Raw genomic sequence first — 19,860 nt, 5'->3', positions numbered from 1 at the left:
GCGCTACCCGCCCGCCGGTCGTGGGTCGCCGACGACCTTCGGCTTACCGTCCTCGGACACCACGATGCGCGCCGGGTTCCCTGACGGCACCATGCCCAGCTCCCTCGCCTTCTCCGCCAACTCGGCGGGCGACTCCTGCCGCGCCACATCGCGCTGGAGCTGCTCGGCGCGCTCCTCGAGGTAAGCGGTCTCGGCCCGCATCCGCTCCAGCCGGTAGGAATCCGCGATCGCCTGGGTGGACAGCCAGAGCGTCATGATGACGCCCGTCGCCAGCAACACCATCATGAGCAGCACGAACGACGCCCGGGACTTCGGCAGCCGGAGCGCGAGCAGCGCACCCATCCCCGCCGCGGCGGTGCCGCTCTCGACATGGTCGACGGCCGCGGTGCGCTGCGCCCGGCGGGCGTACGCCTTCCGCGCGGCCGAACTCCTGCCCCGCTCCGGTCCGTGCGGTGTCGATCGCTGTGGGGAACGCTCGGGAGACCGCTCCGGCGATGGCCGAGCGGAACGCCGCGGTGAGCGTCGAGTGGTGCGCTGCCCGGTACGAGTTCGTGTCGCAGTCGAAGCCCGTGCCTGCGACGCCTCAGTGTCCGCTCGTGCCGCGGTCGCGGTCCTGCTCGCCGTCGTCATGCTGGCGCCTCCTCCGTCACGATCCGTTCCGCTGCGCGCAGGCGCACCGAGATTGCCCTGGGGTTGCGTTCGCACTCCGCCTCGGACGCGCGTTCGGCACCCCTGGTCAGCAGCCGGAATTCCGGCCCGTGTCCTGGCAGCTCCACCGGCAGCCCTTCCGGGGTCCGCGAACGTGACCGCTCGGCGAGCGCGCGCTTGACCATTCGGTCCTCAAGCGAGTGGTACGACTCCACGACGATCCGCCCACCGGGCGCGAGCACGTCCAACGCGGCGGGCAACGCGCGCGCCAAGACGTCTAACTCCCGATTGACGGCGATCCGCAACGCTTGGAAGGTGCGTTTCGCCGGGTGACCGCCGGTGCGCCGCGCCGGTGCGGGCACGGTGTCGTAGATGAGCTGAACCAGCCGCGCGCTGGTGGTGAACGGTTCCTTCTCCCGAGCGGCGCCGATGGCCTTGGCGATCTTGGCGGCGAACTTCTCCTCACCGTAGGTGCGCAGGATCCTGGTCAACTCGTCGATCGGCGCGGTGTTCAGCAACTCGGCCGCGGTCTGCCCCCTGCTGTCATCCATGCGCATGTCCAGCGCAGCGTCGACCGAGTACGCGAAACCACGCTCGCCGGTGTCGAGTTGCATCGAGGAGACACCGAGATCGAACAACACGCCCTGCACCACGTCCACGCCCTGGTCGGCGAGAACATCGGCGATCTCGTCGTAGACGGCGTGCACCAGCCGCACCCGGTCGCCATGACGGGCGAGGCGTTCGCGTGAGTACGCCACGGCGTGCTGGTCACGGTCCAGCCCGATCAGCCGCAGTGAGGGGTGCGCGGTCAACAACGCGTCGGCGTGCCCACCGAGACCGAGCGTCGCGTCGACAAGGACAGCACCGTCGGTGCCCTCTCGGTCCAGCGCGGGGGCGAACAGCTCGAGCACACGATCGAGCAACACCGGCTCGTGCGGCGCGGCATGCGCCGCGCCGTCAGCGCCATTGGCACCATCGCTGGCTGCCATGCCGTGCCCCCTTTCCACCTCCGTGCTCGCCCCGGGAACTCGGGACGCGGGTGCCGTCAGGTCCCCGCCCGCTCCGCCGTGAACCTGGTGCCGGGGAAGTTGCACCAGGGTCACTCTCGTGCGGACAGAGGCCTCACGACATCCGCGTCCGGCCGCCGTCGCCGATCGGCCTACCCTGACCCCCCGACAGCCAGGGTGTGCCGTGCGCGTCAGAAGAGTCCCGGAAGCACCTCCTCTTGCGCCTTGGCGTAGCTGTCCTCGTGTTCTTCCAAGTAGCCCTGCCATGCTTGGGCGTCCCAGATCTCCAACCGGGTGATCGCCCCGATCACCACGCACTCCTTGTTGAGCCCCGCATAGCGCCGCAGTTCTGGCGCGATCGCGATGCGCCCCTGCCCGTCGGGGCGCTGCTCGTCGGTTCCCGCGAACAGGTACCGCTGGTAGGCCCGCACCGCCTCGTTGGTGAACGGTGCCTCCGCCACCTTGCGGGCCAACTGCTCGAACTCGGCACGTGGGAAGACGTAGAGGCAGTGGTCTTGCCCCTTCGTCACCATCAGTCCACCTGCCAGCGCCTCACGGAACTTCGCGGGCAGCGTGAGCCGCCCCTTGTCGTCAAGCTTGGGCGTGTGGGTACCGAGAAACACGGCAACCACCTCCCCGCCGGAACCTGCTCATCCAGGAAGGTCACGGCCCTGGGGCTCCCTGCTGCCCCACTTGTCGCCACCGTACCCCACTTTTCACCACAGTCAACGCGAAATGAGTCGATCCAGCAGCGGTGCTACGAACGTTTCCGCAGGTCACAGCACAGGGTTGACGGTGGGGTGTGGTGGGGAGATCACACCGAGTCCCTGGCACTTCTCCCCCTTTCGGGTCACAAAACCCAGGGTCGGCGCCCAGGAACCGCCCCGCGAGGGACAAGGGTGGCGCGGTGTGGGAGACATCCCGCGACCGGAGTGGGGAGATGTGGGAAAGCCACGGTAATGCGGCCGATTGGCTGGTTTCGCCGTGAAAATCGGACCAACCCGGGCGGACGTGGCGACAGAACTTTGACACACTGCAAGGCAGAGTGGTGGTAACCCAACAAACATCACACCGGGTCGCAGTGCCGCGAAACGCCCGCGCGCTATCGTGGGGCATTGCTCACGAGGAGGACGTGTGACGTCGAGGATCGAGACCGCGGGTCATGCCGCGGCGTACCCGACGACGGATGAAGACATCATCGGCAACGGATCGCACCCGCCACATCGCACGTCACGAGAGGGCACCATCGGGGTGTCCGACCTCGACGAACTGCACTCCGTCACCCGCGACATCACCAACAACATCGAGCGCATCCTCGTCGGCAAACCCGACGTCGTGCGTATCGCACTGGTGACGTTGCTCGCGCAAGGACACCTGCTTGTCGAAGACGTGCCCGGTGTCGGCAAGACATCCCTGGCGAAGGCGCTCGCCCGCTCCATCGACTGCACGGTGAGCCGGATTCAGTTCACTCCCGATCTCTTGCCGAGCGATGTCACCGGTGTCTCCATCTACAACAGAGAGAGCGGTGGCTTCGAGTTCAGGGCGGGCCCGGTCTTCGCCAACATCGTCGTCGGCGACGAGATCAACCGCGCCTCGCCGAAGACCCAGTCGGCGTTGCTGGAATGCATGGAGGAAGGCCAGGTCACCGTCGACCGCACGACCTACCAGCTCGATACGCCGTTCATGGTGATCGCGACGCAGAACCCGGTTGAGATGGAAGGCACCTACATCCTCCCCGAGGCGCAGCGCGACCGGTTCACCGCGCGCGTATCCATTGGTTATCCGGATCAAACCGCCGAACTGGCGATGGTCGACGAGCACTCCGGCCATGACCCGTTCGCCGACCTGACCCCGGTCTCCAACGCGGCCACGCTGCGCAGGATGATCCAGGCGGTCCGCACCATCCACATCTCCCGCGAGGTGCGGCAGTACGCCGTCGACCTGGTCGGTGCGACCAGGACACTGTCCGAGGTGCGGCTGGGCGCGTCGCCCCGCGCCACGCTGCAACTGGTCCGCAGCGCCCGCGCGCAGGCGGCGCTGGCGGGACGGGAGTACGTCATCCCCGACGACATCCACGCCGTCGCCATCCCCGTGCTCACCCACCGGCTCGTGCTGACGACGGAGGCGCATGCCGCGCGCCGCTCCGCCGCCGACACGGTGCGGTCGGTGCTGCAACGCGTGCCGGTCCCCCGCGCGAACCCGTCGCGTCGCTGACGGCCCAACGGCCATGCTGTCCGGACTGACCACACGCGGCAGGTGCCTCCTCGCCGCGGGCGTCGCCGCCGCCATCTGCGCCTGGGTGCTCAACGAACGGGATCTGCTGCGGGTCGCGGTGTTCGTCATCGCCCTGCCCCTCCTCATGATGCTGTTCATCACGCTGTCGAAGGTGCGCATCGGAGCGACTCGCGCGCTGGAACCCGACCGCGTACCGGCGGGCACAGAGACGACAGTGCGGCTCCAGCTGTGGCGAGCGGGCAGAATGCCGTCCGGTGAGGTGCTACTCGAGGACGGCGTCGCCTATGGCCTTGGCGCGCGACCCCGGTTCATCGTGGAGCACCTTCCGCACGGCCAGCGGGTACCGCTGCGGTACGGGCTACGCCCGCAGCTGCGCGGCATGCAGCAGGTCGGTCCGCTGCGCGCCAGAGTGACCGATCCGTTCGGCATCTGCGAGTTCGAACGGGAGCTGATCGGCACGTCCCGGCTGACGGTGGTACCGCACACCCAGCAGCTCAGCGGGCTGCCGTCCGGCGGAGGTCTCGGCGCTGGCGAGGATGGATCGATCCAGCGCGGCTCCGGCGCAGGCGAACCGGACGCGATCGTGCGGCAGTACCGGCAAGGTGACGACATGCGGCTGGTGCACTGGCCGTCGACCGCGCGCCGGGATGAGATCATGGTGCGGCTCGAGGAGAAGCCACGCCATGGTGGCACCGTCGTCCTGCTCGACCACAGGACGGCGGCCCACCATGGCACGGGACCGAAGGCCAGCATCGAGTGGGCCGTATCGTTCGCCGCGAGCGTCGCGCTCCACCTGCGCCGGTCAGGACACGCGGTGCGGCTGGTGACCGAACACGCGAAGGTGCTGGCGGAGCTGCCAGCCGACGGCGGTCCCGCCCATGACAACGTCGCGCTCGACGCGCTGGCGATGCTGCAACCCGCGCACCAGCGCGATGTCACACTCGGTGGGGATCCGGCGGGCGGCAAGGAACTGATCGCGGTCCTCGGCAGCATCAGCAACGAGGCGATTCACGAGCTGACCCGGCACCGGGCGCGCGGCATGCGCAGCCTCGCGGTGCTGCTGGACACCGGTGCTTGGTCGTCGCCGGGGAACGGAGCCACGCGCTCCTCAGCCGTCGAGGAGTCAGCGCGGCTGCTACGCGCGGCGGGCTGGAGCGTCGTCATCGCCCGGCAAGGATCGGCGATCCCCGACGTGTGGGCCGAGCTGTGCCGCGCGGGCCGCTGGTATCCGGCGATGGTGGGATCATGAGCCAACCGGCTCCCGCACGGCGCGGCCAGCATGACTGGGCTGGTTCGATCATCGCACCAGCTGCCGCCGGGGTGGCCACCGTGTGCTCGGCCACCGCGCTGACCGGCGTCATCAAAGGTTGGTCGTGGCTGAGCTACGTCATCGTCGCGGTCGTGCTCGTCGTCTGCACCGGACTGGCCTTGCGCTCGCTGCGCACCCCAGCGCTCGTCGTGGGGCTTGGCCAGATCCTGGTGCTGCTGTTGCTGGTCACGGGAATGTTCACCAGCTCGGGAATCCTGGCGATCATCCCAGGTCCCGCCGCGTTCGCCGAGTTGAACGAGGTGCTGACCGCGGCGGGTGGGCAGATCCGGACCAGCCTGCCACCGGTGACAGCGAGCACGCCGATCTTGTGCCTCGCCACGATCGGCATCGGTCTGGTGGCGGTGCTGGTGGACACCGTCGCGGTGACGGTCGCGGCGCCCGCGGCGTCCGGGTTGGTGCTGCTGTGTCTCTATGCGGTGCCCGCGTCGCTGGCGGACGAACTGCTGCCGTGGTGGACGTTCGTGCTTGGCGCGGGCACATTCGCGGTGCTCATCGCGTTGGACAGCGGCCATCGCCATCGCGGCTGGCAAGGTAGGCACGGCAGACAGCACCCCAGTGAACGCGTGGCCATGGCGTCGACGCCGTCCATCGTCGTCTCGGTGGCGATCGTGTGCGGCTTGCTCGCCGGAGCCACCGTCACCACGATCGGCACCGTTGGTCAGCTGCCGTTCAACTCCGGCGGTGGCAACCGGGGACCCACGGCGGCTGGTCTCGGCTTGCAGCCATTCACCGAGCTGCAAGGGCTGCTCAACCAGCAGAGTGACATCGAGCTGTTCCGCGTGCGCGGCCTTGAGGACGACGAGCGGCTCATGCGCGCGTTCACCCTCGACACATACGCGCCCAACGAGGGTTGGCGGCTGCGACCAGGGCCGATGCCCGCGGGGGTCGTCGCGAACGACCGGCTGCCTCGCGCGGCTGGCGACAACGTCGGACAGCCGAGAACGATCAGGATCGAACCGGTGCGTTGGCGTGACGTATGGCTGCCGATCTACGGCAAACCACGCCAGATCACCGGCATCGACGACAGCTGGTACTACGACCAGGTCAGCGGCACGATCTACACCGAGCGGGCGCGGCGGCCACCGCCCTACACCGTGATGTCCTCGCTGGCGCAACCGACGAAGGACCAGCTGAGCGGCGTCACCGCCGATACCGGCCAGATCCCGGCGCTCTACAGCACGCCACCACCGATCGACCCCAGGGTGCGGCGGTTGACCGACCGGATCGTCGCGGGCGAGACCACCACCTACGGCAAAGCGCAAGCGCTGTGGCGGTACTTCATCGATGACGGCGACTTCACCTACGACACCGAGACGGCGAGTAACGCGGGCACCAACGCGCTGGCGCACTTCCTGCTCGAGGGAAAGCGCGGCTACTGTGCGCAGTTCGCGTCGGCCATGGCGGTCATGCTGCGCAGCGAAGGCATCGGCGCCAGGGTGGCTATCGGTTTCACCGCTGGCAAGCGAATGAACGGCTACAACAGCATCAGCACCAAGGACGCCCACGCCTGGGCAGAGGTCTACTTCGGCCCAAACCACGGCTGGGTGGCCTTCGACCCGACGCCACTGGACGATGGCCGAGGCGTTGTGCCGGACTACTTGGATGACGACACCAGCAGCTCGTCGAACGGTGGCCCGCAGGAAAGGGCCAGCGGCCAGGACCAGCGAGACAACACCCCCACCCCCACACCGGAGCCGCCCGAGCAAGCCGACACGCGGCAGGCGGAAGACGACACCGTCAGTCTCGCGCGAGCACCGGATTGGGTGCGCTGGCCCGTTCTGCTGCTGGTGTTGCTCGCCACCTGGATGACGGTGGCGACCGTGTTCGTGGTGCGGCGCACCAGTGAGCTGCGTTCCCAGCCGGACTCCGACACCAGCTCACCGCTCGTGCGCAGGCTCGCGCGTGCCCGCTGGTGGCTGCCACCGGCGACCGCGGCGGGCTGGCTGCTGTCGATCGCATTGGTCGGTTGGATGGCGTCGTGGCTACTCGCCATCGCACTACTCCTGGTGACCGGCGCGCTGGTCGCGCCGGCGCTGCTGCGCGAGTACCACCGGGGCGGCAGGTTGCACGACATCCTGCTTGGCAGACCCGACGCGGCATCCGCGGCGTGGCGGGAGTTGCTCGACGAGCTGGCCGACCGAGGCACGCCGGTCGCGGAGGCCGAGACGGTCAGGGAGACCGCCCGCAGGCTGGCGTCCGACTACGCACTCGACGACGAGGGGCAGCGCCATCTGGACACCATCGTGCGAGTCTTGGAGCGGTCCTGGTACAGCGGTCGCACCGACGTCGATCCCGAGCTTGCCGCCGCGTTCGAGGGACTGCGGACCAGTGTGAACGACGCGGCGCCGCTGTCTTGGCAAGGCAAGCTGCTGCCGACGTCGGTGATGTCGGGACTGCCGGGGCGAAAGGACTGACAGCGACCGGCAGGTGTCGGAGCTCAGCGGTCGTCGAAGCGGTGGCGGAAGCGCTCTTCCATGCGCTGTGAGAAGGAACTCCGCTTGGCGTTCTTGCCGCCGTCCTGCTCCCCCGACGAACCGGACTCGGCATCCGGTTGCGCGCGCATCGCCGTCACGAACAGCAGCACCCCGAAGAACATCAGCAGGAAGCCGAGCACGCTGAGGATGGGAATCTCCGCGAGCCGTACATCCACCATCACACCGAGGGGCAGCATCGTGATACCGATCGCGAACAGCACGATGCCCTGCAACCGCTTGCCACGCGAGGGCTTCCGAAGCCGCTTACCCCTGACGTTGGACGCGAACTTCGGGTCCTCTGCATACAGTGCCTGCTCGATCTGGTCGAGCAGCCGCTGCTCATGCTCGGAGAGTGGCATCTGTCCTCCTCCCGCGGCATGTTGTCTGAGCTGCCCCGCGCAACTCACCACATCCCATCGTCGGCACCTGCTTACGGGCTGCCACTTCCAGGATACGAGCCCGGCGCATCCAGGACTACCCGATCCGGCAAGCTTCTACGCAGAATTATCGATCTGTGTCCGTCTTGCCATGATCCGCGCCCGCACGTGTCCGATCAGTGGGACTCAAGCTTAGCAGCGAGGCTGGTCGTACCGCTGAGGTGCCGAACCGATCACGCGCGGTGTCCGCCGCCAGCTCGGCGTCGCGCCAGCGCGGTTCGTCCGCGTCGAGCCGGAGCTGCTGGCCCCCATCTCGATCGCTGAGGCCTTCGACCCGCACCCCAAGCAGCCGCACCAGTGAACCTGGCGGCACGTTGGCGGTCAGGAGAGTCTGCGCGCAGGCGTGAATCTCGTGCGCGACGTCAGTGGAAGCGGGTAGCGAGCGGGACCGGGTAATCGTGGTGAAGTCGGCGAACCGGATCTTGACGACGACGGTTCTGCCCACCAGTTCCTTGCGGCGAAGTGTCGCCGCGACGCGTTGCGCGAGCCCGAGCAGTTCGCGGGCCAGCACATCGTGATCGCCCTGGTCGACGTCGAACGTCTGCTCCGCGCCGAGCGACTTGTCCGGGCTGTCCGGGACGACCGGACGCGGGTCGTCGCCGTTGGCCAGCGCGTGCAGGTGCTCCCCCGCCGCCGCGCCGACCACGCGCTTCAGTCGCGCCAGCGGCGTTGCCGCGACGTCGGCGATGGTGCGCAATCCGGCGCGTTCGAGCGCGGCGTTCGTGCGCTGCCCGACGCCGGACAGCGCCGACACCGGCAGCGGATACAGGAACTCCCGCACCTGATCGCGCGGCACGACGACCATGGCGTCCGGCTTCGCCATGCCGGAGGCCAGCTTGGCGGCGAACTTGACAGGGGCGATGCCGACCGAGCAGGTGATTCCGTGCTCGGCGGCGATGCGAGCGCGGATCTCGGCGCCGATCCGCGCTGGGGTGGTACGCAGCCGCTTGAGTGCGCCACTGACGTCAAGGAACGCCTCGTCAAGGCTCAGCGGTTCCACCAGCGGCGTGAACTCCGCGAACACCGCCATCACGGCCGAGGAGATCTCGCTGTATGCGCCGCGCGTCGGCGGCAGGTACACCGCGTGCGGGCACAACCTGCGCGCCGCCGCCACCGGCATGGCCGACCGGACACCGAACTCTCGCGCGGGATAATTCGCGGACAGCACCACCGAGCGACTGCCACCACCAGCGACGACGACCGGCTTGTCCACCAGCTCGGGACGCGTGCGCAGCTCGACCGCGGCGAAGAACGCGTCCATGTCGATGTGGAGGACGCCGCACCCGGTGTCATCCGGCCACGCGTCCCGCGCGGTGTCCGCGGTGATGCGGAGCCGCCGTAGCGCGTCGGGGAGGCCGGTGTTGCGCCCCATGGCGGTGGTGCGTCAGCCCGCGCGGCGCGCGAGCGCATGCAGTCGGGACGCGATCTCCCGCAACGGCGACATGCTGGCCGCGACGCGCTCGAACTCGGTCATGTCCTCGTCACTGGGATCGGACACAGAATCCGAGACGATGCCGTCCCCGCGCAGCGCCGCGACCCGCAGGCCAGCGTCATCGAGCAGGCTGGTGAGGCTATCGACGTCGAACCGGCGCAGCAACGCATCGCCGTCATCGGGCAGTACCCCGTCATGGCCGGTCAGCAACGCACGTGCCTCGTCGAACCGGCCCGCGAGCGCACGGTGGAGCGCCGCGGCGTGCCGATTGGCGACCAGCACCGAGACGACGCCCTCCGGCGCCACGGCCGTCGCGAGCGCGTTGGCGGCATCGGCGGGGTCATCGACGACTTCAAGCAGGCCGTGCGCGAGCACGATATCGGCACTCCCCGCGGGCACGACGTCAGCGAGCGCGTCGACGTCCTCCGCGACGCCGGTGACCCGGTCCGCGACGCCGTCGTCCTCCGCCCTGCGCGACAACGTGGCCAGCGCGTTCGGGTTCGGGTCGACGACCGTGACGGTGCAGCCCGCCACCGCGAGCGGGACCGCCCAGACGCCACTGCCGCCTCCGACGTCGACGACGACAGGGTGCTCGACCCCGCGCTCCCGAGCGGCGGCCAGTTCCTCGTCGAGCACGCGGTGCACGGCGTTGGAGCCACGCACGGCAGGACTGTCCATTCGCATGGCATCACCCTAATGCCCGAGTCCGACAGCGTCCCGCAACCGGTGCCCGCACGGCGGCATAGGGATGCGGATACCTGCGACGACACGACAGCACGCCTGACCCAACGGCACCAGTCGGCGCGTCCGTTCGCGTGAGTTCAACCGGTCGAATCGCCCGATCCAGCCCACCAGGTCCCACCGCGCGGGTGGTGGCAGCTACGCTGCATCGTGTGCAGATCGTCGCGGTCCTCAGCCTGAAGGGTGGCGTCGGCAAGACCACCGTCGCTCTGGGTCTCACCTCAGCTGCGCTCCGTCGCAATATTAGGACCCTCGTGGTTGACCTGGACCCGCAGGGCAACGCGACAGCGACGCTCGACCCCGCTGGCGCGGAGTACGGCTTGGCCGATGTCCTCGCCACCCCACGCCCGCCCATCCTCGGCCAGGCGGTCTCGCAGAGCGCATGGGACGAAGACATCCACGTGCTCGCCGGGAACGAGGACATCGAGTCGCTGAACGAGCAGTCGCCGCACGCCAGTCCACTGGACAACCTGGCGCGGGCGACATCGTGGTTCGCTGACCCGAACAACGAGTCCCGCTACGACCTAATCGTGCTGGACTGCCCGCCGTCGCTGGGCAGACTCACCCGCTCCGCACTGCTCGCCGCGACCGGCGCGCTGCTGGTGACCGAACCGACGATGTATGCCGTGTCCGGCGCGCAACGCGCGTTCCAGGCGATCGAGCACACCCGGGAGCAGCAGAATCCGCAGCTCAAGGCGCTCGGGGTGCTCGTGAACAAGTTCCGCGCCCGCTCACACGAGCACCACTACCGGATCAACGAGCTGCGGGAGGGATTCGGCTCGCTGGTGATGCCGGTGGCGCTCCCGGACCGGCTCGCGGTGCAGCAGGCCGCTGGCGCGTGCACCCCGATCCACGAGTGGGCCACGCCGGGCGGCAGGGAGATCGCGCTCGCGTTCAACCTGGTCCTCGCGCGTATTCTGCGCTCCGCCCGCCGAGGCCGTCACCACCTCGAACCCCCAGACCCCGGCCTGGTCGAGGACGAAAGCGCCTAGGCCCGGTTACCGCCGCGATGGGACTCGCATCTCACCGCGGCGGTGCGGGTGAGGCGGCGCTCGCCGTCGTACGCGAGACTGGGGCCGTGCTGTACGACAGGATCGTCCGTCCCGCGTTGTATCGCGTCGGCGGGCAGGACCCCGAGGTGGTGCACGAGCGCACGATGGCCGCGCTCGCGGGGATCAGCCGCGTCCCACCCGTGTTGTCCGCGCTCCGACATCACTACGCCGTGGACGCGCCAAGGACGGTGTTCGGGCTGCGATTCCCGAATCCGGTAGGGCTCGCCGCCGGTATGGACAAGGACGGCCGCGCGTTGCGTGCCTGGCCCGCGCTCGGTTTCGGCTTCGTCGAGGCGGGCACTGTCACCCGTCTGCCACAGCCCGGGAACCCGCGTCCCAGGCTGTTCTCGCTGCCGCGATCGCGGGCGGTCATCAACCGCATGGGCTTCAACAACGACGGCGCCGAAACCCTCGCCGAGCGCATCACGGCGAACGGGACGCCGGGCGTGCCGCTGGGGATCAGCATTGGCAAGTCCAAAGCAGCCCCAATCGAGAACGCCGTAGACGACTACCTGTTCTCGCTGCGCACGCTGTACCCACACGCGGACTATTTCGCCATCAATGTCAGCTCACCCAATACGCCCGGCCTGCGCACGTTGCAGGACAAGGGTGCGCTGACCGAGCTGCTCGCAGCGCTGCAACGCGAATCGGCAAAGCTGGCGGGTGAGGGCACACCGACACCGGTTCTGGTGAAAGTCGCGCCTGACCTCACCAATGACGCCCTCGCGGAACTGCTCGACGTCTGCACGGCTCACGACGTCGCGGGCATCATCGCCACGAACACCACGCTGTCCCGCGAGGGCCTGGACGCCGATGACGTCGCGACCGGGCAGGAAGCGGGCGGGCTGTCCGGGGCCCCGCTAACCGAGCGGTCGCTGGAGGTGGTGCGGTTCGTCGCCAAAGAAACCGGTGGATCGCTGCCGATCATCGGTGTCGGCGGCATCTCGGAGCCGGACGACGCGCTGCGGATGTTCGACGCGGGCGCGAGCCTGGTCCAGCTCTACACGGCGTTCATCTACCAGGGACCGGCACTGGTCCGGCGAATCGCTCGCGCCGCCCGGTAGCGGCACCGCGCAAGCCGGAACTCGGGCACCAGAGCGCGGGACTCGCGGGGTCCTAGGTGCTCAGCTCGCGGAGGGCGAGGGCCATCCCCGCCAGTCGGTCAGTGGCATCGGTGAGGTTGTCCCGCGCGCTGCCGAGGCCGCCGCCGCGAGCGGCGACCGCCTTCCCCGCGGCGGCGAGCAGGCTGCCGTAGGAATCGACACCGTCGCCGAGCTGCTCACGCAACGTCGTCACGGCGGAGTCAAGCGCGCGGCGTTCGCCGGCGGGCGCGGCGTCCCTGGCACGTTCGATGGCTACGATGCGGGCGGCGAGCCCATACAACGCCTCCTCCGCCTCGGTGGCGGTGCTCCGTGCGGCATCGAGTGAGTCATCCGCGACGGCGGGACCGCCCGCGTGCGGCGTCACGAGCTGGGCCAAGAGCTCGTGCAGTGACCTTCGAGCCTCGACAAGGCGCTGCATTGGTTCGTGCGCCACCGACGTCCGAGACGGCAACGCACGCCGCTTGCCGTCGGATAGCGGCGCCGTGGCGCGGTGCAGTCTGCGCAACCGCAGGCCCGCCCGCACCGCCAGCGCGGTGAACACGACGACACCGGTGATGAACGGATACGCCCCGGTACCGACCGCGATTCCGCAGAGCGTGGCCAGCACCAGCCAGATCGTCAGGCCGCGCGAGGCGCGTTCCTTGCGCCGCGCCAGCTTGGCCGACGGCTCGTTGAAGTCCTCCCACTGCTTCGCCAGATCGGCGACGAAGGGAAACTGGGCCAGCAACCGGGACTTATCGATCACCTCAGGCCACCTCAGGCCTTGTTCTGCTGCTGCTCTGCCTGCACCCGCTTGGAGATCTCGGCCTGGACGTCGGCGCTCGGCTGCGGCGGCTCCTCCTGCGCGGCGGCGTCAGCGGCGCCCTCCTTCTCCCCTGAGGTCACCTGACCGACCGCGTCACCGTGCATCGACGCACGGATCTGCTCCAGGCGGTTGTGCCCGGCGAGCTGCGTGGTGGAGTGCTGCACCTCCATCATCCTGCCCTGCACCGAGTTCTGCGCCAGCTCGGCGGAACCGACGGCGGTGGCGTACCGGCGCTCGATCTTCTCGCGCACCTCGTCAAGGGACGGCGTCGCGCTCGGCGCGGCCAGCTCCGTCATCTGCGTCAGCGAGTTAGACACCTGCTCCTGCATCTTGGCCTGCTCCAGCTGCGACAGCAGCTTGGTGCGCTCGGCCAGCTTCTGCTGCAGCATCTGCGAGTTGCGCTCCACCGCCTGCTTGGCCTGGGTCGCGGCCTGCAGCGCCTGGTCGTGCAGCGACTTGAGGTCCTCGACACCCTGCTCCGCGGTGACGAGCTGCGCCGCGAAGCCTTCCGCGGCGACCTCGTACTCCTCGGCCTTCTTGGTGTCGCCCTTGTCACGAGCCTCCTCGGCCAGCACAAGCGCCTGCCGCGCGGAGGACTGCAGCTTCTCGACCTCGCCGAGCTGGCGGTTGAGCTTCATCTCCAGCTGGCGCTGGTTGCCGATCACCGACGCGGCCTGCTGCGACAACGTCTGGTGGTTGCGCTGCGCCTCCTCGATGGCCTGCTGGATCTGCACCTTCGGGTCGGCGTGCTCGTCCACCTTCGACGAAAACGCCGCCATGAGGTACTTCCAGAACTTCACGAATGGGTTGGCCATCTCACCCGCCTGCCTTCTCGCATCCCAGTACACCTATGCCGCCCGGCGCGGTCGCCGGATTCGTACCGACAACGCCGAATCACCGGGCAGGTTCCATCGTGTCAGGTCGGCGGCCGGGCTACCAGGTGACCCGCGGACAATTCAGGGCTAACCCTGATCTTGGCGGCCATTCCGGACGTTACGCCGCGAAAACTCGCACCGTGGGGCTCGCGATCGTGGTACGCAACGCTGTCGAGACCCCGCCGGACCCCGCGGATGCCCCGGACGCCGTCGCCTCGGTCTCCGCGCCGGTCGGCTCCCCGTGCTCGGCCCCGGCCATGTCGGCGCCGTCGAGCACCATGTCGTCCACGCTAGCGATATCGGTGGCGACGGTGTGGAGCAGTTCGGGCAGCGGCAGCTCGAGCGCATCGCAGATGGCGGCCAGCAGTTCGCTGGACGCCTCCTTCTGCCCCCGTTCCACCTCGGAGAGGTAGCCAAGGCTGACCCGCGCGGAGTGGGAGATCTCGCGCAGCGTCCGCTGCTGGTTGGTGCGGGCATGGCGAAGCCGATCACCGATCGCCTCGCGCAACAGCACGGTCATCGCGCGCCTCCTCACTCTCGCTCGTCCAGTGACATCCACCCTCCGCAGGATGCGACACCCACGTTACCCGGACAATGCCGCACGACGCAGATGCTCGCCACCCCTTCCGCCAAGGGCGAACGTTACTCATCAACGCGCTATCGAGGCCAGATGTTCCCGGAGCAGGCGTAACGCCGCCGTGATGGCCGCCGCACGCACCGCGCCACGATCACCCGGGAGCACCAATGACCACGTCTCGCGCGCGGTCGGCCCTGGTGTCGTCCGACTCAGGACCCATCATGCTCGCTCGCCCGCCTGCCGACCGCGCGCAGCCGCAGCGCACGCACTACGTAGTCCAACCCGGTAGCCACTGTCAGCACCAGCGCCACTCCCATGAACGTCCAGCGCACGGGATCGAGCATGGCGGGCAGCGGCAGCAGGAACAACCCGATCGCCACGAGCTGCGCGATGGTCTTCGCCTTCCCGCCCCTGCTCGCCGGAATCACGCCGTGCTTGATCACCCAGAACCGGAGCAGCGTGATGCCGATCTCGCGAGCGGCGATCACGATCGTCACCCACCACGGCAGCTCCCCGAGCAGGCTCAGCCCCACCAGCGCGGAGCCGGTGAGCGCCTTGTCCGCGATCGGGTCCGCGATCTTGCCGAAGTCGGTGATCAGCCCGTAGCGGCGGGCGACCCAGCCGTCAACCTGGTCGGTCACCGAGGCCACGGCGAACAACCCGGCGGCGAGCAGCCGCCAGCCGTCGTCTCCGGCACCGAGGAACAGCACGACGAGGAACAGCGGCACCAGCACCAGGCGAGAGATCGTCAGCAGGTTCGCCAGGTTCAGTGTCCGCACCGGCCTCGTGCTCGGTTCCTGGGCCGCCCGCGCCGACTCGGACGTGGGCGATGGCCGCTCCACGGCCCCGCTCACTGTCCCGCCCGCAGGGCGATCGGGCGGACACGCAGATCGACGCCTTCCGCCGCGACGACATCGCAACGCACCAGCTCGCCGACGGTATAACCACCCTCGGGAACGTCGGTGAGCAGGCACTCGCCGTCCACTTCGGGCCCTTGGTGCTCGGCCCTGCCGATGGCGGCGGCGTCATCCAGGTCGGGCTCGATGTCTTCGATGAGCACGTCGACGGCGCTGCCGATACGGTCCTCGGCGCGCTGTGTCGTGAGCTGCTCGACCAGATCCGTCACCCGCTCCACCCGCGCGTCGATCTCGGCCTGGTCGAGCTTGCCGTCGAGCGCGGCGGCCTCAGTGCCGTCCTCATCGGAGTAGCCGAATACCCCAACCGCGTCGAGGCGCGCCTCGGTGAGGAAGTGCTCCAGCTCGGCGACGTCCGCCTCGGTCTCGCCGGGGAAGCCGACGATGACATTGGTGCGGATACCCGACGACGGATCGTAGCTCCGGATCTGCTCGATCAGCTCAAGGAACGACTCGGTGGACCCGAACCGCCGCATCCGTCGCAACACGGACTTGCTGGCGTGCTGGAACGACAGGTCGAAGTAGCTGGCGACGCCGTCGGTGGTGGCGATGACGCGCACCAGGTCGGGGCGGGTCTCGGCGGGTTGCAGGTACGACACCCTTACCCGGTCGACGCCGTCGACCTCGGCGAGTTTGGGCAGCAGCAGTTCAAGCGCTCGGCCCGCGCCGTACTCCTTGCCCAGGTCCTTCCCATAGGACGTCGAGTTCTCGCTGACCAGGAACACCTCCCGCGCGCCCTCGCGCGCCAGCCACGCCGCCTCGCCGAGGATCGCCTCGGGCTGCCGGGACACGAAGGAGCCCCGGAACGACGGGATCGCGCAGAACGAGCATTTGCGGTCGCAGCCGGACGCGATCTTCAGCGCGGCCACCGGTGCGTCGTCCAGCCGCGCGCGCAGCGGGTCGGCCGTCGGCACCCACTCATGGCCAGGCACCGCGATGTCCGCGCTGGCACGTTGGCGTTCCACCGGCGTGATGGGCAGCAGCGTTCTGCGGTCGGACGGCGTGTGGGACGCCACGGAGCGACCCGAGACGACGTCGTCCAGACGCTCGGCAAGGTGGTTGTAGTGGTCAAAGCCGAGCACCGCGTCGGCTTCGGGAAGGTTCCGCGCCAGCTCAGCGCCATAACGCTCGGCGAGGCAACCGACAGCGACCACCTTGGTGCCGGTCTCGGCCGCCGCGAGCACGGTGTCGATGGAGTCCTTCTTCGCTGACTCGACAAAGCCGCACGTGTTGACCACGACGATGTCCGCGTCCTCCGCGTCGCCGGTGACCTGCCAGCCACCCGAGCCGAGCCTGCCCGCGAGTTCCTCGGAGTCGACCTCGTTGCGGGCGCAGCCGAGCGTGAGCAGCGCGACGCGTCGCTCACCGGAAGGGTCCGTCGTGGAAGAAGGCACGACGTCCAGGGTAACCGGCGACTCGGACGGCCCGCGCGCGTACCGGTGTCGGCGGCCGGTTACCAGCCGAGCGCGCGCTTCACCCGCTTCTCCACCATGGGCGACATGGTGCCCATATACGCCTGGGTGATGTGGTTCTTGTCCGCGTAGACCCGCACGTTGCCGATGATCGGCGGGCACACGTAGCGATCGCAGTACAGGTCACTGAGGTCAACGAACCGCACATTCGGCGGGACGTCGAGCCGGTTCTGGTACGGCGGCACCGAGTGGTAGAGCTCGGAGCGCACGCCCATGCACTCGCGCGCGTCGGCGCCATTGTCCTCGGCGCACTCGGTCGGCTCGAAGTCGTAGCGCGGATTGTCGCGGATGGCGACGACCGGGATGCCCGCGTCGTACAGCTTGCGCCACTGCGCGATGAAGCCTTCCGGCAGCCGTTCCTTGAGTCCCACGCGGACTTGGAAGGTGCCCATCACGACGACCGCGTCCGGCTGTTGCTTGATGATCTCGGGGACCACCGCCTTGTTCCACTCGACGCACGTGGTGCGGTCGGGGAACAGCTCGGATCTCACTGAGAACGGGCAGCCAGGACGGCGCATCGCCACGATGTGCCAGTTGTTCTTCTCGACGAGCGGATTGAACGCGCCGATGAGCGATTGGGCGTGCGAGTCGCCGACGATGACGATGCGCTTGGCCGCGGTATCGGCATTCGGTGACTGGCAGATCTCCACTCCGGGTCCGCCAGGCAGCACCTGGCAGGTCTGCCCGGTCAGCACGGGATGGTCACCACTGATCGCGATCATGCTCGGGATCGGTTCCACGTCGTAGCTCTCCCGCTCCTCGGCGGCACCGGTCATCACCAGCGCGCCAGGATGTTGATCGGGATCGGCCTGCTCGACGGCGGCACGTGCCAGGTTCTCGCCGTACATTTGCCAGCCCTGCGCCACGCCCAGTACCGCGACGAGTACGGTCACGCCGAACGCGTACGCCCGCCACGGCCGCACCACGCCGATCTTGGAGCGCCGCACCGGTTCCTCGATCGCGTAGTAGGTGATAGTCGCCAGCACGAACGACGCGCCGATGAGGAGCGAACCCTCCACCCAGTCCGGCTTGGCGATGTCGTTGACCGCCAGGTAGATCACCAGGAGTGGCCAGTGCCACAGGTAGAGCGCGTAGCTGATGTTGCCGATGAACTCCAGCGGTCGCGAGCTCAGCCAGCGGTCCGCACCGATCTTGCTGTCGGTGGCGCCAGCGAGGAGCACGAACACCGCGGACAGCGTGGGCCACAGCGCGACGTAGCCAGGGAACATGGTGCCGACCTGCAGCACGATGCCACAGATCGCCAGCCCGATGACGCCGAGCCAGCCCAGCACGATCCGCGACCATCTCGGCAAGCTGACCGACGTGATGAACAACGCGAGCAGGCCACCGAGCATGAACTCCCAGACCCGGGTCAGCGAGTGGAAGTAGGCGACCTGCTGCGTGGTCTCGGTCAGCCACATCGAGTACCACAGCGACGTGCCGAACATCGTGAGCAGCACGGCCGTGAGTACGCCCTTGAGCCGCAGCCGGCACAGCTTCGCCAACAGCGCGACCAGCGCCACGATCAACGGCATCACCACGTAGAACTGGCCCTGGATCGACAGCGACCAGAAGTGCTGCACCGGGCTCGCCTCGTTGTGCTGCGCGAAGTAGTCGGTCGAGTCGATCGCGAGCCGCCAGTTCTCCCAATACGTCGCGGCCGCGAAGACCTCGGAGATGGTCTGGAACCAGCGTTGCTCCGGCAGCCAGATCAGCGAGGCGGCCATGATGCCGAGCAGCACGGTCAATGCGGCGGGAAACAGCCGCTTGATCATCCGCGCCCACATCGGTCCGAATCGGATTCCGCCACGTTCGGACGCGCGGAAGAGCTGCCCCACGATTAGGAAACCGGTGATCACGAAGAAGACGTCGACGCCGCCAGAGACCCTGCCCAGCCAGACGTGGTAGATGACGACGAGGACGACGGCGAGCGCCCGCAGACCCTGCAACTCCGGCCGGTAGGAGCGGGCTTGCGCCACACCGGGTGGGGTAACCGGCTTGTCCGGTATCCGCGGAATCCGCAGCGGCTCGGTGCGGGTATCAGCAACCCCGAAGGACGACGCCGAGTCCAACTGAGTCATGGGTTTTTCCTCCTGCTGCGCGACACCAGTCCGCGCGAGGCCGCTGGGGCGAGAGAATCGTAGCCAACGGCCCGATGTGATCCGGCACGCACGTCAGGTATTACGAAAGCAGGTCGCAACCGGCCACGATGGAGTTACGGATAGATTGTGGGGCGTGCCACCGCAGCATGATCCGCCTCCCGCCATGACCGTCCGCCGCGCCCGGATCAGCGACGTCGTCGACATCAAAGCGCTGATCGACTCCTACGCCGGTCGCGTGCTGCTCGAGAAGGAGCTCGTCACGCTCTACGAGGACATCCAGGAGTTCTGGGTGGCCGAGGACGCGGGGCGAGTCATCGGCTGCGGCGCGTTGCACGTGCTGTGGGAAGACCTGGCCGAGATCCGATCGGTCGCCGTTGATCGCGACGCCCGCAGGAAGGGCGTCGGTGAGGCCATCGTGACGCGGCTGATCCAGACCGCGTCCGAGCTGGGCCTGCCGCGCATCTTCGTGCTGACATTCGAGACGGAGTTCTTCGGCTCGTTCGGGTTCAAGCCGATCCACGGCACCCCGGTGTCGGACACGGTCTACGAGGAGATGCGCCGCTCCCCCGACCCCGGTGTCGCCGAGTTCCTCGACCTGCCGTTCGCCAAGCCCAACACGCTCGGCAACACCCGGATGTTGCTCACGCTCTGACCCG

Annotated in this window: 18 protein-coding genes; 6 read left to right on the top strand and 12 right to left on the bottom strand. The window is 68.6% G+C overall.

What is annotated here, in order from left to right; genetic code table 11:
- Window positions 1–3: 3 nt before the first annotated feature.
- The 3 genes from ftsL to mraZ all read right to left on the bottom strand — a co-directional run bounded on the left by ftsL (window position 4) and on the right by mraZ (window position 2,278).
- Window positions 4–630, bottom strand: coding sequence for a cell division protein FtsL (ftsL, locus tag ACFQGD_RS14385; protein WP_345398374.1), 627 nt, complete (start codon window positions 628–630; stop codon window positions 4–6).
- A complete protein-coding gene (rsmH, locus tag ACFQGD_RS14380) occupies window positions 627–1,637 on the bottom strand; it encodes a 16S rRNA (cytosine(1402)-N(4))-methyltransferase RsmH (RefSeq protein ID WP_345398371.1) in 1,011 nt (336 codons plus the stop codon). The genes ftsL and rsmH overlap by 4 nt, the downstream gene beginning before the upstream one ends.
- A gap of 209 nt (window positions 1,638–1,846) precedes the next feature.
- A complete protein-coding gene (gene mraZ / locus ACFQGD_RS14375) occupies window positions 1,847–2,278 on the bottom strand; it encodes a division/cell wall cluster transcriptional repressor MraZ (protein WP_345398368.1) in 432 nt (143 codons plus the stop codon).
- 622 nt (window positions 2,279–2,900) lie between these two features.
- On the opposite strand from mraZ, the gene ACFQGD_RS14370 reads away from it, so the two are divergent.
- From ACFQGD_RS14370 to ACFQGD_RS14360, 3 genes are read left to right on the top strand one after another with little or no spacing between them, the layout of a single operon-like run.
- The gene (locus tag ACFQGD_RS14370; protein ID WP_345398792.1) at window positions 2,901–3,869 is read left to right on the top strand and encodes an AAA family ATPase; all 969 of its coding nucleotides are present in this window, start codon (window positions 2,901–2,903) and stop codon (window positions 3,867–3,869) included.
- A 13-nt stretch (window positions 3,870–3,882) separates the two neighbouring features.
- A complete protein-coding gene (locus tag ACFQGD_RS14365; protein WP_345398365.1) occupies window positions 3,883–5,139 on the top strand; it encodes a DUF58 domain-containing protein in 1,257 nt (418 codons plus the stop codon).
- Entirely contained in the window at window positions 5,136–7,634 is a 2,499-nt protein-coding gene (locus tag ACFQGD_RS14360) for a transglutaminase TgpA family protein (RefSeq protein ID WP_345398362.1), read from the top strand. The genes ACFQGD_RS14365 and ACFQGD_RS14360 overlap by 4 nt, the downstream gene beginning before the upstream one ends.
- A gap of 23 nt (window positions 7,635–7,657) precedes the next feature.
- On the opposite strand, the gene ACFQGD_RS14355 is transcribed toward ACFQGD_RS14360, so the two are convergent.
- The 3 genes from ACFQGD_RS14355 to ACFQGD_RS14345 all read right to left on the bottom strand — a co-directional run bounded on the left by ACFQGD_RS14355 (window position 7,658) and on the right by ACFQGD_RS14345 (window position 10,247).
- Window positions 7,658–8,053: a DUF3040 domain-containing protein gene (locus ACFQGD_RS14355; RefSeq protein ID WP_345398359.1), complete on the bottom strand. Its 396-nt coding sequence runs from the start codon at window positions 8,051–8,053 to the stop codon at window positions 7,658–7,660.
- Window positions 8,054–8,198: 145 nt separating this feature from the next.
- Window positions 8,199–9,503, bottom strand: coding sequence for a DNA polymerase IV (dinB, locus tag ACFQGD_RS14350; protein ID WP_345398356.1), 1,305 nt, complete (start codon window positions 9,501–9,503; stop codon window positions 8,199–8,201).
- Window positions 9,504–9,515: 12 nt separating this feature from the next.
- Window positions 9,516–10,247 carry a methyltransferase domain-containing protein gene (locus ACFQGD_RS14345; RefSeq protein ID WP_345398353.1) on the bottom strand — a complete coding sequence of 244 codons (732 nt, stop codon included), beginning with the start codon at window positions 10,245–10,247 and terminating at the stop codon, window positions 9,516–9,518.
- A 209-nt stretch (window positions 10,248–10,456) separates the two neighbouring features.
- On the opposite strand from ACFQGD_RS14345, the gene ACFQGD_RS14340 reads away from it, so the two are divergent.
- Window positions 10,457–11,296, top strand: coding sequence for a ParA family protein (locus tag ACFQGD_RS14340; protein ID WP_345398350.1), 840 nt, complete (start codon window positions 10,457–10,459; stop codon window positions 11,294–11,296).
- An 86-nt stretch (window positions 11,297–11,382) separates the two neighbouring features.
- On the top strand, window positions 11,383–12,420 hold the full coding sequence (locus tag ACFQGD_RS14335; protein WP_345398790.1) for a quinone-dependent dihydroorotate dehydrogenase: 1,038 nt from the start codon (window positions 11,383–11,385) through the stop codon (window positions 12,418–12,420).
- Window positions 12,421–12,472: 52 nt separating this feature from the next.
- On the opposite strand, the gene pspM is transcribed toward ACFQGD_RS14335, so the two are convergent.
- The 6 genes from pspM to ACFQGD_RS14305 all read right to left on the bottom strand — a co-directional run bounded on the left by pspM (window position 12,473) and on the right by ACFQGD_RS14305 (window position 19,183).
- Window positions 12,473–13,204 carry a phage shock envelope stress response protein PspM gene (pspM, locus tag ACFQGD_RS14330; protein ID WP_345398347.1) on the bottom strand — a complete coding sequence of 244 codons (732 nt, stop codon included), beginning with the start codon at window positions 13,202–13,204 and terminating at the stop codon, window positions 12,473–12,475.
- A gap of 11 nt (window positions 13,205–13,215) precedes the next feature.
- Entirely contained in the window at window positions 13,216–14,079 is an 864-nt protein-coding gene (locus ACFQGD_RS14325) for a PspA/IM30 family protein (protein ID WP_345398344.1), read from the bottom strand.
- Between the two features lie 178 nt (window positions 14,080–14,257).
- Complete coding sequence (locus ACFQGD_RS14320; protein ID WP_345398341.1) at window positions 14,258–14,659, bottom strand: helix-turn-helix domain-containing protein; 402 nt, start codon at window positions 14,657–14,659, stop codon at window positions 14,258–14,260.
- Window positions 14,660–14,925: 266 nt separating this feature from the next.
- Entirely contained in the window at window positions 14,926–15,558 is a 633-nt protein-coding gene (pgsA, locus tag ACFQGD_RS14315; protein WP_345398338.1) for a CDP-diacylglycerol--glycerol-3-phosphate 3-phosphatidyltransferase, read from the bottom strand.
- Window positions 15,559–15,566: 8 nt separating this feature from the next.
- Complete coding sequence (gene rimO / locus ACFQGD_RS14310; RefSeq protein ID WP_345398335.1) at window positions 15,567–17,024, bottom strand: 30S ribosomal protein S12 methylthiotransferase RimO; 1,458 nt, start codon at window positions 17,022–17,024, stop codon at window positions 15,567–15,569.
- A 59-nt stretch (window positions 17,025–17,083) separates the two neighbouring features.
- On the bottom strand, window positions 17,084–19,183 hold the full coding sequence (locus tag ACFQGD_RS14305) for an acyltransferase family protein (protein ID WP_345398332.1): 2,100 nt from the start codon (window positions 19,181–19,183) through the stop codon (window positions 17,084–17,086).
- A 184-nt stretch (window positions 19,184–19,367) separates the two neighbouring features.
- On the opposite strand from ACFQGD_RS14305, the gene ACFQGD_RS14300 reads away from it, so the two are divergent.
- Window positions 19,368–19,856: an amino-acid N-acetyltransferase gene (locus ACFQGD_RS14300; RefSeq protein WP_345398787.1), complete on the top strand. Its 489-nt coding sequence runs from the start codon at window positions 19,368–19,370 to the stop codon at window positions 19,854–19,856.
- Window positions 19,857–19,860: the final 4 nt, after the last annotated feature.

Source organism: Haloechinothrix salitolerans, from assembly GCF_042662605.1.
GTDB lineage: Bacteria > Actinomycetota > Actinomycetes > Mycobacteriales > Pseudonocardiaceae > Haloechinothrix_A > Haloechinothrix_A salitolerans.
Note: the sequence above shows the minus strand (reverse complement) of the source record. Positions and strands in the feature narration are given on the sequence as shown.

What these genes read in the sequence shown, in the direction of transcription:
- ACFQGD_RS14360 (WP_345398362.1), top strand. Translation starts at nt 5,136, where the DNA reads ATGAGCCAACCGGCTCCCGCACGGCGCGGCCAGCATGACTGGGCTGGT.
- ACFQGD_RS14365 (WP_345398365.1), top strand. Translation starts at nt 3,883, where the DNA reads ATGCTGTCCGGACTGACCACACGCGGCAGGTGCCTCCTCGCCGCGGGC.
- ACFQGD_RS14300 (WP_345398787.1), top strand. Translation starts at nt 19,368, where the DNA reads ATGACCGTCCGCCGCGCCCGGATCAGCGACGTCGTCGACATCAAAGCG.
- ACFQGD_RS14355 (WP_345398359.1), bottom strand. Translation starts at nt 8,053, where the DNA reads ATGCCACTCTCCGAGCATGAGCAGCGGCTGCTCGACCAGATCGAGCAG.
- dinB (WP_345398356.1), bottom strand. Translation starts at nt 9,503, where the DNA reads ATGGGGCGCAACACCGGCCTCCCCGACGCGCTACGGCGGCTCCGCATC.
- ACFQGD_RS14325 (WP_345398344.1), bottom strand. Translation starts at nt 14,079, where the DNA reads ATGGCCAACCCATTCGTGAAGTTCTGGAAGTACCTCATGGCGGCGTTT.
- rsmH (WP_345398371.1), bottom strand. Translation starts at nt 1,637, where the DNA reads ATGGCAGCCAGCGATGGTGCCAATGGCGCTGACGGCGCGGCGCATGCC.
- ACFQGD_RS14305 (WP_345398332.1), bottom strand. Translation starts at nt 19,183, where the DNA reads ATGACTCAGTTGGACTCGGCGTCGTCCTTCGGGGTTGCTGATACCCGC.
- ACFQGD_RS14320 (WP_345398341.1), bottom strand. Translation starts at nt 14,659, where the DNA reads ATGACCGTGCTGTTGCGCGAGGCGATCGGTGATCGGCTTCGCCATGCC.
- ACFQGD_RS14345 (WP_345398353.1), bottom strand. Translation starts at nt 10,247, where the DNA reads ATGCGAATGGACAGTCCTGCCGTGCGTGGCTCCAACGCCGTGCACCGC.
- ftsL (WP_345398374.1), bottom strand. Translation starts at nt 630, where the DNA reads ATGACGACGGCGAGCAGGACCGCGACCGCGGCACGAGCGGACACTGAG.